Consider the following 16,771-nt stretch of genomic DNA (forward strand, 5'->3'; position numbering starts at 1 on the left):
TCTCAGCACCATGGGCAAGATGGACATCAAGGGGCCGGACGCCGAGGCGCTGGTCAACCATGTCATCGTCAATGATGCCGCTGCCATGAAACCGGGCCAGGTCCGCTATTCCACCGTCTGCCGCGAGGATGGCGGCATCATGGACGACCTCACCGTGTTCCGGTTGGCGGCCGAGCACTTCATGCTGGTGACCGGCTCGGTCAACCGCCTGAAGATGCTGCCCTGGCTGCAGCATCACGCGCAGGGTCGCAAGGCCTATGTCACCGACATCACGGCGGCCATCGCCTTCCCGACCATCCAGGGTCCGCGCTCGCGCGAACTGCTGAAAGCGTTGATCGCGGATGCCGATCTGGATGGACTGAAGCGCTGGTCGTTCACGTCGGGCCATATCAACGGCACGCGGGTGCTGATCTCGCGCACCGGCGTCACCGGCGAACTCGGCTTCGAGCTGTTCGTGCCGGCCGACCAGGCGGCTTCGGTCTGGGAGGCGCTGATGCGGACCGGCCGTGACTTCGGCCTGAAACCCTATGGCGTGCTGGCGATGTTCACGCTCGGGCTGGAAAAGGCCTATCCGGCGCATGGCATCGACATGGACGAGAGCCGCACGCCGTTCCATGTCGGCCTCGACCGCTGGATCAAGTTCGACAAGGGCGATTTCGTCGGCCGCGAAGCGCTGCTCAAGGTCCGCGACCAGGGCCTCGACGAGCAATGGGTCGGGCTGATCCTCGACGGCGACAAACCAGCCGCGACCGATGCCAGGGTCCTGGCCGATGGCGAGGACGCCGGGGTGGTCACCTACAGCGACCACGGCTATTCCCTCGGCAAGGTGCTGGCCACCGCGCACCTGCAGCTGCCCTTCACCGCCATCGGCACCGAACTCAGCATCGACATCGACGGCAAGCCGACCCGCGCGGTCGTGGCGCCGATACCGTTCTTCGACCCCGAGGGGATGAGGTTGCGCGGCTAACTCGGCTTGCGTCAACAACTGCGTGCGTTGGCGATTGGCGGAAACGTCCACCGCTTCGTCTCCACGGGCGGAGCAAGGAGCGAAGCGACGCAGCGCAGACCCGAGGATCCATGCCGGGACTCCAACGCGTCACCACTGTGCAGAATTCTGCTCCGCTGCGTTCCACGGCTAAGGTCACGGAATGGATCCTCGGGTCTCCGCGACGGAGCTTCGCTCCTCCTTCGCCCGTGAATGACGAAGGCGGGGAGGCCTCCGCCTATCCCGCACGCGGCGGTGCCATCAACCAGTCTTTCACCCCCGTCTATCCAGCCTCGCCACCAGCCTGTCCCCCACCCACTGGATGCCGCAGACCAGGATGATCAGCACGATGACCACGGCGATCATCACCGACGTCTCGAAGCGCTGATAACCATAGCGGATGGCGAGGTCGCCGAGGCCGCCGGCACCGATGGCGCCGGCCATGGCTGACGCACCGATCAGCGTCACCAGCGTCACCGTGAAGCCGGCGACGATGCCGGGCAGGGCTTCAGGCACCAGCACCTCGCGGATGATCGTCCAGCGGTTGCCGCCCATGGCGCGCGCCGCCTCGATCAACCCGCGGTCGACTTCGCGCAGCGACACTTCGGCGATGCGCGCGTAATAGGGCGTGGCGGCGATCGACAGCGGCACGATGGCTGCCCATGTGCCGATCGAGGTGCCGACGATCAGCCGCGTCACCGGGATCAGTGCCACCAGAAGGATGATGAAGGGCACCGAGCGGAAACCGTTGATGACGGCGCCGAGCGCCCGGTTCACCCACAGGCTTTCGGCAATGCCGCCGCGTTCGGTAGCAATCAGGGCCAGGCCGAGCGGCAGGCCGAAAACCAGCGAGATGAGGCCGGAGGCGGCCGTCATCAGCACCGTCTCCCAGATCGAACGCAGCAGAAGTTCAAACAGGATTGGCGACATGGCCAAGCACCTCCACCCGCGCCTGGCGGGCCTTCAGGAATGTGATGATGTCAGCGAGATGATTTGCATCGCTGCCGGGAACCGAAAGGAACAGCGTGCCGACCGGCTGCTGCTGGATATGGTCGATGCCGCCATGGACGAGGCGGAAGGCGCCTGGAACAGCCGTGGCAAGGTCGGACAGCAATGGCCCGCTTGCCGCTTCGCCGGCCACATCCACGCGCAGGATCGTCTCCGCGCCGGCCGCCGGCAGCAGCCGGGCCGCCAACTCGGCCGGCAGTTGCGGCCGGATGGCGCCGAGCAGGCTTTTGGTGATGTCCGAGCGCGGGTCGGCAAACACCGACCAGACCGGCCCTTGCTCGACGATGCGTCCGGCGTCGATCACCGCAACCCGGTCGGCGATCGAACGGATCACCTCCATCTCATGGGTGATCAAAAGGATGGTCAGGCCAAACTGCCGGTTGATGTCCTTGAGAAGGGCGAGGATGGAGCGCGTTGTTTCCGGATCGAGCGCCGAGGTGGCTTCGTCCGACAAGAGCAGCGCCGGGCGTGCTGCCAGCGCCCGGGCGATGCCGACACGCTGCTTCTGGCCGCCCGACAGCGACGCCGGATAGGCTTTTGCCTTCTCCGACAGGCCGACGAGGTCGAGCAGTTCGGCGGCGCGCTTCAGTCGCTCGGCCTTCGGGCGGCCTTCGATCTTGAGCGGCAGCGCCACATTGTCTTCGACGGTCTTGGCCGACAGCAGGTTGAAATGCTGGAAGATCATGCCGATGCGCCGCCGCAGCGGCTGCAGCTCGCGCTCGCCGAGCCGGCTGATCTCGCGGCCCTCGATGAACACCTCGCCGGAGTCAGGCCGTTCCAGCCCGTTCAGGCAGCGGATCAGCGTTGATTTGCCGGCGCCGCTGCGGCCGATGATGCCGAGGATCTCGCCCTTGCGCACCATCAGCGACACGCCGTCGAGCGCCGCCGTCACACCGAAGCGGCGCTTCAGGTCGACGAGGCGCACGACGTCCTGGCATGTGTCGGGCCGGGCCTGGGTCGGATCGGCGGTGTCCCCGGATGCCGTGATATGCTGGTTCATGAATGTTCCTGTTCCCGAAAACGCAATCGCGGCCCGCGCCTGAGCGCGGACCGCTGTTGCTCTCGAACCGGGCTTCCGGTCGACGATCGGATCAATAGGCGCTGAGGCCGGTGCCCTTGTAGACCTTGTCGAACTCGGCCTTCACCGCCTCGTTCTGATAGGAGGCGACCAGCGTCTTCACCCAGGCCTCGTTCTCGTTGCCGGTCTTCACCGCGATGAAGTTGCGATACGGATTGTCGGCGATGGGCTCCTGCGCGATGCGGTTTTCCGGAGACAGGCCGCTTTTCAGCGCCCAGTCGGTGTTGACCACGGCCGCGTCGAGATCCTCGACCGAGCGGCCGACGATACCGGCGTCGAGTTCCTTGATCACCACCTTCTTCGCATTCTCGGCGATGTCGGCGGTGGTGGCGAGAATGCCGGTGCCATCCCTGAGCTTGATCACGCCCTCGTTCTGCAGCACGCGCAGCGCCCGGCCCTCGTTGGATGGGTCGTTGGGCACACCGACGACCGCGCCCTCAGGCAGGTCGGCGACCTTCGTATACTTCTTCGAGTAGAGGCCGATCGGCCAGACGCCGGTATAGCCGACGCGCACGATGTGATAGCCTTGAGTCTTGATCTGGTTGTCGAGATAGGGCTGGTGCTGGAAGGCGTTGGCGTCGATTTCGCCACGCTCCAGCGCCTCGTTGGGCTGGGTGTAGTCGTTGAACACGATGGTCTCGATGGCGAGGCCCTTTTCGGCGGCTTGCGCGACCACGACGCGCCAGACATCCTCGTCCTCGCCGCTGATGATGCCTACCTTGATCGCCTTCTTGTCTTCAGCGAACGACGCATGAGGCGCCATCAGGCTGCCGATCGCGACGGCTGAGGCGAACAGCAGAGCCAAGCCGCTGCGCCGGTTGACGGTTGACCCCGGGGAAGATGGCAAAGTGTTCTTGAAGTCGGACATGATTGATCTCTGCGGTTGTGAAGTCATGGCAGCCAGGCGGATTGCCTAGCCCTGGTCACATCCTCAGAAATTCTATCTGTCATATCAAAGAACGCGTTTCGCAGTTCTCATCAAAGCCGGGAATATTCTCTCAAAAATCTCAAGAACGTGAGCAAAAGACGCCACCTGGCCGGCCACAGCTGGTCGCGGTGCGATCTCGCGCGCCTCGGGAGGTCGTCAGATTCTCAGGGCCGCCGGTCTCAAAGCGCGATCCAGGCGGTCTTCAGGTCAACATACTTTTCCAGCGCGTGAAGCGACTTGTCGCGGCCAAAGCCGGACTGCTTGACGCCGCCGAGCGGCACGGTGATATCGGCGCCACCATAGGTGTTGACATGGACGACCCCGGCATTGATGGCACGCACCATGCGATGCGCGGTGGAAATGTTGGCGGTCCACACCGCCGAGGCAAGGCCGTAGACGGTCGAATTGGCAAGCCGCACCGCTTCTTCCTCAGTGTCGAAGCGCATGACGCTGAGCACCGGCCCGAACACTTCTTCGCGGGCCAGCTGCATCTCCTGCGTCACGTTCTCGAAGATCGTCGGCGCCATGTAGCTGCCGCCGGTCTCGGTCAGAATCTGTTCGCCGCCGGTGACCAGCCGGGCGCCTTCTTCGGTGGCCCTGGCGACGAAACCGAGATTCTTGTCGAGCTGTTCGGCACTCGACACCGCGCCGACATCACTGGTCAGATCGAGCGGATCGCCGACCTTGAGCCGTGTGGTAGCAGCGAGAAGCGCGTCCATGAAGCGGTCATAGACCGACGACTGGACGAGAAGGCGCGAGCCGGCGACGCACACCTGGCCGGAATTGCGAAAGATGCCATTGGCCGAGACGACCGCCGCCCGTTTCAGGTCGGGGGCATCGGCAAAGACGATGTTCGGCGACTTGCCGCCGAGTTCGAGGAAGACGCGCTTCAGATTGGAGCGAGCGGAATATTCGAGCAGCCGCCTGCCGACCGGGCCGGAACCGGTGAAGGCGATGGCATCGACATCCATATGCAGGCCGAGCGCCTCGCCGGTAACCGAACCACGGCCGGTGACGACATTGAGCACACCGGCGGGAAGTCCGGCCTCGCTTGCCAGTTCGGCCAGCCGCAGCAGCGTCAGCGAAGCGATTTCCGGCGGCTTGACCACCACGCAATTGCCGGCGGCCAGTGCTGGCGCGATCTTCCAGGCGCCGATCATCAGCGGGAAATTCCACGGCACGATGACGCCGACGACGCCGAGCGGCTCCTTGTGGATCAGCCCGAGCACATTGTCGGCCGTCGGCGCGATCTCGCCATAGACCTTGTCAATGGCCTCGGCGTAGTAGCGGATGGTGCCTGCCGCCGAGAGCGGTTCGGCCTTGTAGGCCATGCCGATCTCGGTGCCATTGTCGCGCACGCCGAGCACGGCGAGCTCGTCGGCATGCTTTTCGACCAGCTCGGCGAATTTCGTCAGCACCTTCTTGCGAAAGGCCGGCGCTGATCGCGACCATGAGCCCTTCTCGAACGCCTTGCGCGCCGACTTGACGGCGCGGTCGATATCGGCGGCGTTGCCGTCGGCGATGCTGGCGAAAGGCCGGCCATCGATCGGCGACGTCACCGGCAGGCTCGCGCCGCTTGTTGCCTCGACCTGCACGCCATCGATGAACAGGCCCCGTGCGCCGATCTCCGTCTTGCGCAGCGTGTCGATGGCATTCTGACTGATCATGGGTGACGGACTCCAAGGGAAACATGCAATGTGGTTGGCGCGCGGAATTCCCAGCCGCGAAACACCGATTCCTTGCCGTGCACAAGGCTGAGATCGGGGAACCGCTGGAGCAGCAGTTTTACCGCAAGGCACATCTGCTCACGCGCGAAGAACCGGCCCGAGCAGAAATGATGGCCGAAGCCGAAGGCGGCATGATTGCCTTCGTCGCGGTTGATGTCGAAGCGGTCGGGATCGGCAAAGCGGCTCTCGTCGCGGCTTGCCGAGGAGACGAGTGCGGCGACGGCGGCACCGGCTGGAATCGTCACGCCGCCAAGCTCGACCGCCCGTGTCGTCTGCCGCGTCTGCGTGCCGATCGGCGCCACCCAGCGCAGGCCCTCGTCGACCGCTTTGGGCACGAAGGTCTCGGGATCGGCGAGCACCTGCCGCAGTTGCTCGGGGTGGGCCAGCAGGCCGGCGAGGATCGAGCCGGCGCCATGTCCGGGCTCCTGCATGCCGCCGAGCAGGATGACCTTGATGCTCGGCATCAAAAAATCGATTGGCCGCGTCGTGCCCTCCGGCATGCCGTCATGCAGCATATGCGACAGCGCCGAGTCATCTGGCTGGCGCGCAAGCCTTTCCAGCGTCGGCAGGATGGCGTCGCCAACCTCGGCACTGATTGCGTCGGCGATCTCCTGCCGCTTCGGGTCGTTCTCGAAATTGATGGCGCCCTGGGCAAGGCCGTAGAACCAGCGGCGCAGCGTCGGCATCTCGATGTCGGCAAGACCGAGCGAGCGCGCCAGGCTGAGCGTCGACACCGGCTCGAAATAATCGGCCATCAGCTCGGCGGAGCCCTGGTTGGCGATCCGGTCGAGAAAAGGTTCGGCAATCGACCGCACGAGGTCGCCGGCATAGGCGGCGACGGTGCGCGGCCGGTATTTCGGGTCGACGCCTTGGCGCAGTTGCTTGTGCGTCTCGCCATCGGTGGTCAGGATGGTGGGCTTGCCGAAGGACCGCTCGACCGGCGACGAGCCGACGACGGCGGAGAAGATGTCGGGCGACTTGGCGACGCTCTCGACATCTTTCCAGCGGGTGACGAACCACAGATTGACCGCCGGCACGAAGACAACCGGCGCACTGCGCCTGAGCTCTGCGTAGATCGGGTAGGGATCGGCTTCCAATGCCTCGACGGTGATATTTTCGGCAAAGCTCAAACCCGCCACTCCCTTTGTAGTAAGGGGCGGCGTGGCACGCCGCCCCTTTGCTCTTTTCAATCTTTCAGCGGCTGGCCGAGGTTTTTGAAGGCTATGGGATCACGGCTCTTCAGCGCGCTGGCCAGCAGCAGTCCGACGATCGCGGCGATCAGCACCAGCCCCGGCAGGAGCACGCCAAGGAAACCGCCGGCTCCCGACAGGCTGCCGAAATTGATGACGATCAAATAGATGATGATGACGAAGGCGATGAAGGTCAGCCCTGGCAGGATGGTGGTCTTCAGCGCATTCTCGTGGGCCGCCGGGTTGGCTCGGAAGAACATCACCACGGCGAGCGAGGCCACCGCCATCATGACGATGACGCCGAGCGTCGCGACATTGGTCAGCCACGAAAACAGCGCCAGCACCGGATCGAGGCCGAGCACGGCGAACAGCCCGACGACGACCGCGGCGAGCACGCTCTGGATGACGGAAGCGACATGCGGGCTCTGATGCACCGAATGCGTCACGCCGATCGTCTGCGGCAACAGCTTCTCGCGGCCCGAGACATAGATGTAGCGGGCAACCGCGTTGTGGAACGCCAGCACGCCGGCAAACAGGCTCGACACGAACAGGATGCTCATCGCCTGCGACAGCATCGTGCCGGCGTAGCGGTCGGACAGGCCGAACAGGAAGTTCGTCGGATCCTGCAGCCCCTGCAGTGTCGGCAGCAGCTTATCGACACCGGCGCCGACCGCCATCAGCCATGCCGTGAGCATGTAGAAGACGCCGATCAGTACGACCGAGAAATAGGTGGCGCGCGGAATGGTGACCTTTGGATCGCGGGCTTCCTCGGCATAGATCGTCGTCGCCTCGAAACCGATGAAAGCGGCGAAGCAGAACAGGATGGCGATGGCCGGCGAGCCGCTGACGATCTGGCTCCAGCTGAACGGCGCCGCCGACAGGCCGCTATCGCCGCCGGTCTTGAGGATGGCGATGTCGAGGACCAGCACTACAAGATATTCGCACAGCACCAGCACCGTCAGGATCTTGGCCGACAGATCGACCTGTCGGTAGCCGAGCACGGCGACCAGCGCGATGGCGATAAAACTCCACACCCACCAGGGCAGGTTGATGCCCCAGCCGGCGAACAGGCCTGATGTCGCGGCACCGAGCAAGCCCATGACCCCGATCTGCATGGCATTGTAGGACAGGATGGCGATCAGCGCCGTGGCGCCGCCGGCCATGCTGCCGAGGCCGCGCGCCGCATAGGCATAGAAGGCGCCGGCATTGCCGACATGGCGTGACATGGCGACATAGCCGACCGCGAACAAAAGCAGCAACACCGTCACGATCAGATAAGTGCCGGCAAAGCCGGCGCCATTGCCCATCAGCATGCCGAGCGGCGTGCCGCCTGCGACTGCCGTCAGTGGGGCGGCCGCAGAGATCACCATGAAGGTGATGGCGCCGACGCCAAGACTGTTCTTGCGCAGCCTGTTGGCCGGCGCCTGTTCTGCAACTGCTGTCATTGATCCCTCCTGTTTGCGAACCCTTGAGCTCGCCGGCCGAATGGCCTGTCCCATGCACTCTGGTGGTTGGTTCATTATTTGAACCGTTATTTTGAATATAGACTTGCAAACAATACCGATGCCTGTCAAGTTAATTCACATGTTAAATGATTGTCCCGAACCGGGAGGCAAAATTTGAGTACGGTCGGAAAAGCGATCTCGCTTCTGGAGCTGTTCAGCGTCGACGAGCCCGAACTCGGCCTGTCCGATCTGGCACGCCGCTCGGGCTTCGACAAGGCGACGACAAGGCGGCTGCTGATTGCGCTGGCCGGCCGTGGTTTCGTCGAGCAGGATGCGGGTACGCGGCACTATCGCCTCGGCGCCGGCCTGTCGCGGCTGGCGCGCATCCGCGAGGCGCGCTTTCCCTTCCTGCAGACGGCTGTTCCGCTGGTGCGGGAGCTCGCGGCATCGACGGTCGAGACCGTGCATTTGTCGGAATTCGGCGTCGACAGGCTGGTCACCGTCCATGTCGAGCATCCGGCATGGGCGAACCGGGTCAACATCGACATCGGTCAGTTGCTGCCCCTGCATTCGACCGCGTCGGGCATCGCCTATCTGGCCTTCGCCCGCGACGAGACTGTCAAGGCGTGCCTGACGGGTTCGCTCGACGCCTTCACGGCCCATACGCTGATCGAGGCAGCCGCCATCTCGAGATCCATGGGTGAGGCGCGCGAGCGCGGCTATTCGATCTGCGACCAGGGCTATGAGGAAGGTGTGATCAGCGTCGCGGCGGCAATCCGCGGGGCGGATGGCTTTGCACTGGGCACCATCGCGGTGGCGGCGCCAAAGGCCAGAACGACGGCAGCCGCGATCACGGAGCGGGGACTTGCCGTGTGGGAGGCGGCACGGGAGATTTCCATGCGCCTCAACGGCGAAAACCTGCAAACCCTGAGGAGGCAGGCCTGATGCCCTCGGAGACTGCGCCCCGCATCCTGGTCATCGGCACGGGCGACACAAAGGCCGAAGAACTGCTGTTCATGAAACAGTGCATCGAGCAGTCAGGCGGCAGCGCCGTGATGATGGATGTCAGCGTTCTGGGCGACCCGCCCTACAGCCCGGATCACGACAAGCACGCCGTGGCGCGGGCGGTGGATGTGACAATCGCCGAGATCGTTTCGAGCGGTGACGAGAACACCGCCATGACGCTGATGGCCGGCGGCGCCGTGCAGCTGGTGCGCAAGCTCCATCAAAACGGCGAGATCGACGCCTTCATCGCCATCGGCGGTTCGATGGGGACCGATCTGGCGCTCGACGTGGCGCTTTGCCTGCCGCTCGGCGTGCCGAAATTCGTCGTCTCGACCATCGCCTATTCGCATCTCATCCCGCCCGAGCGCGTCGCGCCCGACCTGATGATGATCCTCTGGGCGGGCGGGCTGTACGGCCTCAACTCGATCTGCAGGCTGGTCCTGTCGCAGGCCTGCGGCGCGGTCGTCGGCGCGGCCAGGATCGTGCTGGAGACCCGCATGTCGGCTCCGGCAATCGGCCCGACCATCGGCATGACCTCGCTCGGCAGCAGCTGCCTGCGCTACATGAAGACGCTGAAGCCGGCGCTGGAACGGCGCGGCTATGACGTTGCCGTCTTCCACACCACCGGAATGGGCGGCCGCGCCTTCGAATCGATTGCCGGCCAGGACCATTTCTGCGCAGTCTTCGACTTCAGCCTGCAGGAAATCACCAATCATCTCGCGGGCTCAGTCGTCAGTTCCGGCACCGACCGGCTGGAGAATGCCGGCGCTCGCGGCATTCCGCAGATCGCCGCACCTGGCGCGGTCGACATGGTCGATCTGCCGACCTGGCAGGATTTGCCGGCCAAATTCTCGACGCGGCCGTTTCATGCCCACAACAGGCTGATCGCTTCGGTCACCGTCGATGCCGACGATCGCCGCCAAGTCGCCAGGACCATCGCCGCCAAGCTCGGTGCCGCGAAAGGCCGTTCCGCCTTCATACTGCCAACCGGAGGCATCCAGGAATGGGACGTGCAGGGCGAGCCGCTCTATGAACCCGAGGCTCTCGCGGCCTTCACTGACGAAATGCGCAAGGTCATTCCTGCCGGGGTCGAGTTCCACGAGATCGACGCTCACATCAACAGCGACGACTTCGTCGGCAAGGCGCTCGAGATATTCGACCGCTGGGTCGAGGAAGGCATCGTCCCGCGCGGCAAGCCGGCCGAGGGAGTGGCGGCGTGAGTGCTGTTCCCGCCCAGGCGCTTGTCCTTGATTTCGGCGGCGTCGTCACCCGCACGCTGTTCGAGACCCATGCCTTGACCGAACAGGCGCTCGGCCTTGCGCCGGGAACGCTGCAGTGGCGCGGGCCGTTCGATCCGGACCTCGATCCGCTGTGGCGCTCGATGCAAGCCGACGAGATCAGCGAGCGCGACTATTGGCGCACCCGCACAAGCGAGGTCGGGCATCTCGTCGGCGAGGACTGGCAGGCGATGGAAACCTTCGTCCGGCGCGCGCGTGGCGCAGAGCCGGAAAAGGTGGTGCGGCCGGAGGCTGACAGCGCCATTCGCACGGTGCATGCGGCCGGTTTTCGACTGGCCATCCTGTCCAATGAACTCGACCTGTTCTACGGCGCCGACTTCCGCCAGCGGCTGCCGTTGCTCGGCTTCTTCGACGTGATCATCGATGCCACTTACACCGGCATCCTGAAGCCAGATCCGCGCGCCTATGCCTTCGTCGCCGAGGCGCTCGGCCTGCCTGCCGGCGCTTGCGTCTTCGTCGACGACCAGCGGCGCAATGTCGATGGCGGCTGTGCTGCCGGCATGCGCACGGTCCATTTCGACGTCGCTCGCCCGGCTCATTCCTATGCCGAGGCCCTCGGCCATTTCGACCTCGTCCCAGTTGCCTGAGATTTTGCGGAGCCCTTTATGCGCGACATCAATTTTCTCACCGAAACCAACGCCAAGCCGATCTGGCACCCTATGGCGCATCCGGCCGAGATGCGGGCCAATCCGCCAAAAGTGATCATGAAAGGCGAGGGTGTGATGGTCACCGACATCGCCGGCAACACCGTGCTCGATGCCGTCGGCGGCCTGTGGAACGTCAATCTCGGCTACAGCTGCGAACCGATCAAGAAAGCGATCGCCGACCAGCTTGGCGCACTGCCCTATTATTCCGGCTTTCGCGGCACCTCGACCGGCCCGTCGATCGAGCTCGCCTACGAACTCTGCGAATGGTTCGAGCCCGAAGGCATGGTGCGGACCTTCTTCACCTCGGGCGGTTCGGACTCGGTCGAAACAGCGCTGCGGCTGGCCCGGCAATACTGGAAGATCCGCGGCCAGGCCGATCGGACAAAATTCCTCGCCTTGAAGAAAGGCTATCACGGCACGCATTTCGGCGGCGCCTCGGTCAACGGCAACGCCAATTTCCGCCGCAACTACGAGCCGCTGCTGCCGGGCGTCTTCCACATTCCCGCGCCCTGGACCTTCCGCAATCCGTTCGACGAGACCGACCCGGCGCGGCTGGCAAAACTCTGCGCCAGGGCGCTGGAGGACGAGATCGCCTTCCAGGGCGGCGACACCATCGCCGCGTTCATCATGGAGCCGGTTCTCGGCGCCGGCGGCGTCATCGTTCCGCACGAGAGCTTCATGCCGCTGGTGAGCGAGATCTGCGACCGCCACGAGATCCTGCTGATCGCCGACGAGGTGGTGACGGGCTTCGGCCGCACCGGCGCCTGGTCGGGTTCGCGGCTGTCGGGTGTGAAGCCGGATTTCATGACCATCGCCAAGGCGATCACCTCGGGCTATTTCCCACTCGGCGCCACGCTGATCGGCGGCAAGGTAGCCGATGTCTTCGAGGCGGACAAAACCAGCTTCGGCGCCATCGGCCATGGCTATACCTATTCCGGCCATCCGGTCGGCTGCGCGGCGGGGCTGGCGGCGCTTGCCGAAACCAAGCGGCTTCGCCTGAACGAGAACGCGGCCGCGCGTGGCATCGAACTCGCGGCCGTGCTGGAGGGGCTGAAGGCCAGGCACGCGATCGTCGGCGATGTCAGGTACAAGGGCCTGATGGCGGCGCTGGAGCTGGTCTCGGACCGCGCCACCAAGAAGCCTGTCGACAAGAAGACCATGGCCGTGGTTTCGGAGGCGGCCTACGAAGCCGGCGTCATGCTGCGTGTCTCCGGCAACGCCATCATCCTGTCGCCGCCGCTCATCATCAGCGCCGCGGATGTCGCGAAGATCGGCGAAGCATTGGATGCAGGCCTGTCGAAAGTCTGATGGCTATTGGATGGAACGGAGTTTCGAGACGCAATGACTCAACCGCAAGAAGAGCTGGTTAGCCGGCGCTCGCGCCTGCTCGGTGCGAAATCGCAATTGTTCTATGATGAACCCGTGCACCTGGTGCGCGGCGAAGGTGTCTGGCTCTATGATGCCGACGGTCGCAAATATCTCGATGCCTACAACAATGTCGCCCATGTCGGTCACTGCCACCCGCATGTGGTCGAAGCCCTGTGCCGGCAGGCCAGCCTGCTCAACACCCACACGCGCTATCTGCACACCGCCATCCTCGACTATGTCGAGCGGCTGACCGCCACTTTCGACGCCAGCCTGTCGACCGCCATCCTGACCTGCACCGGCAGCGAGGCCAACGACATTGCGCTGCGCATGGCGCAGGCCGCCACCGGCCGCATGGGCATCATCGCCACCGACGCCACCTATCATGGCAACACCACGGCGGTTTCGCAGCTCAGCACCCGCATGCCGCCGGTCGGCGGTCGCGCCCGCAATGTCAGGCTGGTGCCGGCGCCTGACAGCTATCGCCATCCGGAGGCGATGGCCAATGGCAAGGCGTTTGGCGATGCGGTGCGCGAAGCCATCGCCTCGCTGGCAAAGGACGGCATCGGCCTGTCCGGCATCATCCTCTGTCCGCTGCTGGCCAACGAGGGATTTCCGACGCTCCCGTCCGGATTCTTCGATGATGCGGTGCGTGCGGTGCGCGACGCCGGAGGATTGGTCATCGCCGATGAGGTGCAGCCCGGCTTCGGCCGCACCGGCAGCCATTTCTGGGGTCATCAGCGCGCCGGCTTCGTTCCCGACATCGTCACCATGGGCAAGCCGATGGGCAACGGCCATCCGGTCGCCGCCGTGGTCACATCAAGGGACACATTGGCGACCTTTCGCAACGCGTTCCGTTACTTCAACACCTTCGGCGGCAATCCGGTTTCCTGCGCGGTGGCGAATGCCGTTCTCGACGTCATCGAGCAGGAAAATCTCGTCGCCAACGCGCGTGACGTCGGCGCCTATGCGCTCAACCTGCTGCGCCCGCTGGCCGAGCGCCATGAATGCATCGGCGAGGTCAGGGGCGCGGGCCTGTTCTTCGGCGCCGAGCTGGTTCATCACCGCGAGACCCGCGAACCGGCGCCCGACATTGCCGAGCAGGTCGCCAACCGGATGCGCCATCGCGGCGTGCTGATGGGCAAGACCGGCATCCACGGCAATGTGTTGAAGATCCGCCCGCCAATGCCGTTCTCCCGCGACAATGCCGACGTCCTGATCGGCGTCCTCGATGAGGTGCTTGGCGAAGTCGGCGGAGTGAAGGCGTGAGCGCAGTTTCCGCGCAATCCGAGTCCGAGACGGCAGCCGATGTCACGGCGCTGGCCAGACTTGCGCTCGCCCATTGGGGCATTCGTGAGGGTGAGCCGGAGCTGCTGAAATTCCGCGAGAACGCGGTCTTCCGCATCCGTCTGCCCGATGGCCAGCCGGCCGCCATGCGCATTCACCGGCTTGGCTATCACACGGACGCAGCACTGCGCTCGGAACTGCAATGGATGGGTTTTCTGCAATCGGCCGGCATCGCCACGCCATCTGCGGTCGCCACGCCGGTCGGCGATCTGTTCGTGCTTGTCAGCGCGAACGCCTCAATGCAACCCCGGCAAGTCGATTGCCTGAGCTGGCTGGAGGGCCGCGCCGTCGGGGCACGAGGCGTACCGCTGGATTTTACGCCCGAGCAGGCAAGGCAGGTCTTTACCGAGATCGGGCGTACCATCGCCCACATGCACAATGTCACAGCAGCCTGGACGCCGCCCGCCGGCTTTGCCCGCCATGCCTGGGATTTCGACGGCTTCTTCGGCGCGAACCCGAACTGGGGCCGTTTCGAGACCTCGCCCTTCCTCGACGGTCCTCGCCGCGAGCTGGTTTTCCAGGCGCGGGAAAAGGCCGTGCGCGCGCTGTCGACATATGAACGCAGTGCCCGCAATTTCGGCATCATCCACGCCGACCTGGTGCGCGAGAATGTGCTCGTCCATGACGGCGCGGTCCGCATCATCGACTTCGACGATTGCGGCCATGGCTGGCACATGTACGACCTTGCTGTCGCGCTTTACCAGAACCGCGATGAGGCGATCTATCCGCTGATCGAGGCCGCTTTGCTCGAGGGCTATCGGCGGGAGCGGGCGCTGACGGCGCAGGACATCGCCGCGCTGCCGCTGTTTTCGGCATTGCGGGCCTTCGCCTTCCTCGGCTGGGTACAGAGCCGTGTCGAAGGCGACATCACCAGGGATGTCGGCATGCGCATGTCGGCCATCGCCGCCGATGTGGTGATCGCCTATCTGCGTGGCGAATAGGGACTGCCGTGCGGGCTGGCCACGGAACCGTCAGCCCTTCGCGAAATGGATGCTGACCGTTCCCGAACTGCCGAAATCGGCGACGATGGTGTCACCGGGCCGCGCCTCGACCGGACGCACGAACGAGCCCGAGAGAACGACTTCACCGGCCGCAATCGACATGCCGTAGTGGGCAAGCCTGTCCGCCAGCCAGGCGATGCCCATCGCCGGATGGTTGAGCACGCCGGCGCCAAGTCCGGTTTCCTCGACCTCGGCATTGCGCGAAACGATGGCGCCGATCCAGCGCATGTCGGCCTCATCAGGTCGTTGCGGGCGCCCGCCGATGACGATGCCGGCATTGGCGGCGTTGTCGGAAATCGTGTCGAAGAAGGTCCGCACCTTCTTCGTCTCCGCATTGACGCGCTCGATGCGCGTGTCGAGGATTTCCAGCGACGGGGTGATGTAGTCGGTGGCGTTGAGCACATCGGAGATGGTCACGCCGGGGCCTTTCAGCGGCGCCTTCATGACGAAGGCGATCTCGGCCTCGACGCGCGGCTGGATGAAGCGGTCGGCCGGCACCGTCGCGCCGTCATTGAAGAACATGTCGTCGAACAGCACGCCCGAATCCGGCGTGTCGATGGCAAGCGCATATTGCATCGCCTTGGAGGTCAGGCCGATCTTCCACCCCTTCGGTTTCAACCCGGCATCGATCTTGCGCGTCACCAGCGCTGCCTGCACGCGATAGGCATCCTCCATCGTCGCCTCGGGAAAATCGAGGCTGAGCAGGCGGATCTGACGGCGCGACCGCTCCGCTTCGAACAGCCGTGCCGCGGCGTCTTCCACTTGCTCCGGGGTCATGCTGCTTCCTCGTCGACGACGCTGTTGCCCAGCACGCCGATGCCGTCTGCCTCGACCTCGATGACGTCGCCGGGCTTTAACCAGATCGGCGGCTCGAAGCGGGCGCCGGCACCGGTTGGCGTGCCGGTGACGATGATATCGCCCGGCACCAGCGTGGTGAAGGTCGAGATGTAATTGATGATCTTGCGGAAGGAAAAAATCATCCGACTGGTACGATCCTGCTGGCGCAGCTCGCCATTGACGCGGGTGGTCAGCGCGATGTCGGCGATCTGCGCCTCGTCGGTGAACGGCACCAGCCAAGGGCCGATCGAGCCGGTGCGATCGAAATTCTTGCCTTGCGTGACGTTGAACTTGGCATGCCGCACCCAGTCGCGGATGGTGCCTTCATTGCACAGCGACAGTGCCGCGATATGGCCGAGTGCATCGGTCTCGGCGATACGTCGCCCCGCCTTGCCGATGACGATGACGATTTCGCCCTCATAGTCGAGCTGTGGTGATTCCGGTGGCCGCACCAGCGGCGCGCCATGGCCGACGAACGAACGGGGAAAGCGGACGAACAGCGAGGGATTGGAGGGGGCTGCCTGGCCGTCCTTGTACTCCTCGTTGCGGTCCGGGTAGTTGACGCCGACGCAGATGATCTTTTCCGGTGACGGAATGGGAATCTCGTAGGCGATGGCGTCGAGCGGGAAATCTGCGGCGAAGGCCCCAGCCGCTTCCGCCAGCCGCCGCAAGGCGCCGGCCTCGATCACTTCACGCAGCGTCGGCCATTGGCCGTGGCGCGCCGACAGGTCGACGACGCCCTTGCTCGTGATCGCGCCATAGCGCACCTTGCCATCGGCGGTGAAGGTGACGAGCCGGGGCGGGGTCATGGGGCGGCTCCGGCGATGGTGATGGGCGAGGATGGCGCTCCACGGCGCCCCCCTCTGTCCTGCCGGACATCTCCCCCTCTTGGGGGGAGATCGGATGTCAT

General features: G+C 64.7%; 15 protein-coding genes. 7 read left to right on the plus strand and 8 right to left on the minus strand.

The window, feature by feature from the left end; translation table 11 throughout:
* Positions 1 to 967, plus strand: a 967-nt coding sequence (locus EN943_RS00005; RefSeq protein ID WP_164778011.1) for an aminomethyltransferase family protein, incomplete at its 5' end; no start/stop codon positions are given.
* A 291-nt stretch (positions 968 to 1,258) separates the two neighbouring features.
* Here the strand turns inward: EN943_RS00005 and EN943_RS00010 are convergent.
* The 6 genes from EN943_RS00010 to EN943_RS00035 all read right to left on the minus strand — a co-directional run bounded on the left by EN943_RS00010 (position 1,259) and on the right by EN943_RS00035 (position 8,361).
* Positions 1,259 to 1,915 (minus strand): methionine ABC transporter permease, encoded by a 657-nt coding sequence (locus tag EN943_RS00010; RefSeq protein WP_109667779.1) that lies wholly within the window; start codon positions 1,913 to 1,915, stop codon positions 1,259 to 1,261.
* Positions 1,896 to 2,993, minus strand: a complete 1,098-nt coding sequence (locus EN943_RS00015; protein WP_127410985.1) for a methionine ABC transporter ATP-binding protein — start codon at positions 2,991 to 2,993, stop codon at positions 1,896 to 1,898. Before EN943_RS00015 ends, EN943_RS00010 begins: the two co-directional genes overlap by 20 nt.
* 91 nt (positions 2,994 to 3,084) lie before the next feature.
* Positions 3,085 to 3,939, minus strand: coding sequence for a MetQ/NlpA family lipoprotein (locus EN943_RS00020; RefSeq protein ID WP_127410986.1), 855 nt, complete (start codon positions 3,937 to 3,939; stop codon positions 3,085 to 3,087).
* Positions 3,940 to 4,178: 239 nt separating this feature from the next.
* A complete protein-coding gene (locus EN943_RS00025; RefSeq protein ID WP_127410987.1) occupies positions 4,179 to 5,666 on the minus strand; it encodes an aldehyde dehydrogenase in 1,488 nt (495 codons plus the stop codon).
* Positions 5,663 to 6,856 (minus strand): cytochrome P450, encoded by a 1,194-nt coding sequence (locus EN943_RS00030; protein WP_127410988.1) that lies wholly within the window; start codon positions 6,854 to 6,856, stop codon positions 5,663 to 5,665. The genes EN943_RS00025 and EN943_RS00030 overlap by 4 nt, the downstream gene beginning before the upstream one ends.
* 56 nt (positions 6,857 to 6,912) lie before the next feature.
* On the minus strand, positions 6,913 to 8,361 hold the full coding sequence (locus tag EN943_RS00035; protein ID WP_127410989.1) for an APC family permease: 1,449 nt from the start codon (positions 8,359 to 8,361) through the stop codon (positions 6,913 to 6,915).
* 174 nt (positions 8,362 to 8,535) lie between these two features.
* On the opposite strand from EN943_RS00035, the gene EN943_RS00040 reads away from it, so the two are divergent.
* Genes EN943_RS00040 through EN943_RS00065 form a run of 6 tightly spaced genes read left to right on the plus strand, consistent with a single transcriptional unit; the run spans position 8,536 to position 14,964 of the window.
* Positions 8,536 to 9,306 (plus strand): IclR family transcriptional regulator, encoded by a 771-nt coding sequence (locus EN943_RS00040; protein ID WP_127410990.1) that lies wholly within the window; start codon positions 8,536 to 8,538, stop codon positions 9,304 to 9,306.
* Positions 9,306 to 10,586: a Tm-1-like ATP-binding domain-containing protein gene (locus tag EN943_RS00045; protein WP_127410991.1), complete on the plus strand. Its 1,281-nt coding sequence runs from the start codon at positions 9,306 to 9,308 to the stop codon at positions 10,584 to 10,586. The genes EN943_RS00040 and EN943_RS00045 overlap by 1 nt, the downstream gene beginning before the upstream one ends.
* Positions 10,583 to 11,251: an HAD-IA family hydrolase gene (locus EN943_RS00050; RefSeq protein ID WP_127410992.1), complete on the plus strand. Its 669-nt coding sequence runs from the start codon at positions 10,583 to 10,585 to the stop codon at positions 11,249 to 11,251. Before EN943_RS00045 ends, EN943_RS00050 begins: the two co-directional genes overlap by 4 nt.
* An 18-nt stretch (positions 11,252 to 11,269) precedes the next feature.
* Positions 11,270 to 12,619 carry an aminotransferase class III-fold pyridoxal phosphate-dependent enzyme gene (locus tag EN943_RS00055; protein WP_127410993.1) on the plus strand — a complete coding sequence of 450 codons (1,350 nt, stop codon included), beginning with the start codon at positions 11,270 to 11,272 and terminating at the stop codon, positions 12,617 to 12,619.
* A gap of 33 nt (positions 12,620 to 12,652) precedes the next feature.
* Positions 12,653 to 13,945 (plus strand): aminotransferase class III-fold pyridoxal phosphate-dependent enzyme, encoded by a 1,293-nt coding sequence (locus EN943_RS00060; protein ID WP_127410994.1) that lies wholly within the window; start codon positions 12,653 to 12,655, stop codon positions 13,943 to 13,945.
* On the plus strand, positions 13,942 to 14,964 hold the full coding sequence (locus EN943_RS00065; protein WP_127410995.1) for a phosphotransferase: 1,023 nt from the start codon (positions 13,942 to 13,944) through the stop codon (positions 14,962 to 14,964). Before EN943_RS00060 ends, EN943_RS00065 begins: the two co-directional genes overlap by 4 nt.
* Positions 14,965 to 14,994: 30 nt before the next feature.
* Here the strand turns inward: EN943_RS00065 and hpaH are convergent, their stop codons facing one another.
* Positions 14,995 to 15,801, minus strand: a complete 807-nt coding sequence (hpaH, locus tag EN943_RS00070; RefSeq protein WP_127410996.1) for a 2-oxo-hept-4-ene-1,7-dioate hydratase — start codon at positions 15,799 to 15,801, stop codon at positions 14,995 to 14,997.
* Positions 15,798 to 16,670, minus strand: a complete 873-nt coding sequence (locus EN943_RS00075; RefSeq protein ID WP_127410997.1) for a fumarylacetoacetate hydrolase family protein — start codon at positions 16,668 to 16,670, stop codon at positions 15,798 to 15,800. The genes hpaH and EN943_RS00075 overlap by 4 nt, the downstream gene beginning before the upstream one ends.
* Positions 16,671 to 16,771: the final 101 nt, after the last annotated feature.

It is taken from the genome of Mesorhizobium sp. M7A.F.Ca.US.006.01.1.1 (genome assembly GCF_003997935.1).
Taxonomy (GTDB): domain Bacteria; phylum Pseudomonadota; class Alphaproteobacteria; order Rhizobiales; family Rhizobiaceae; genus Mesorhizobium.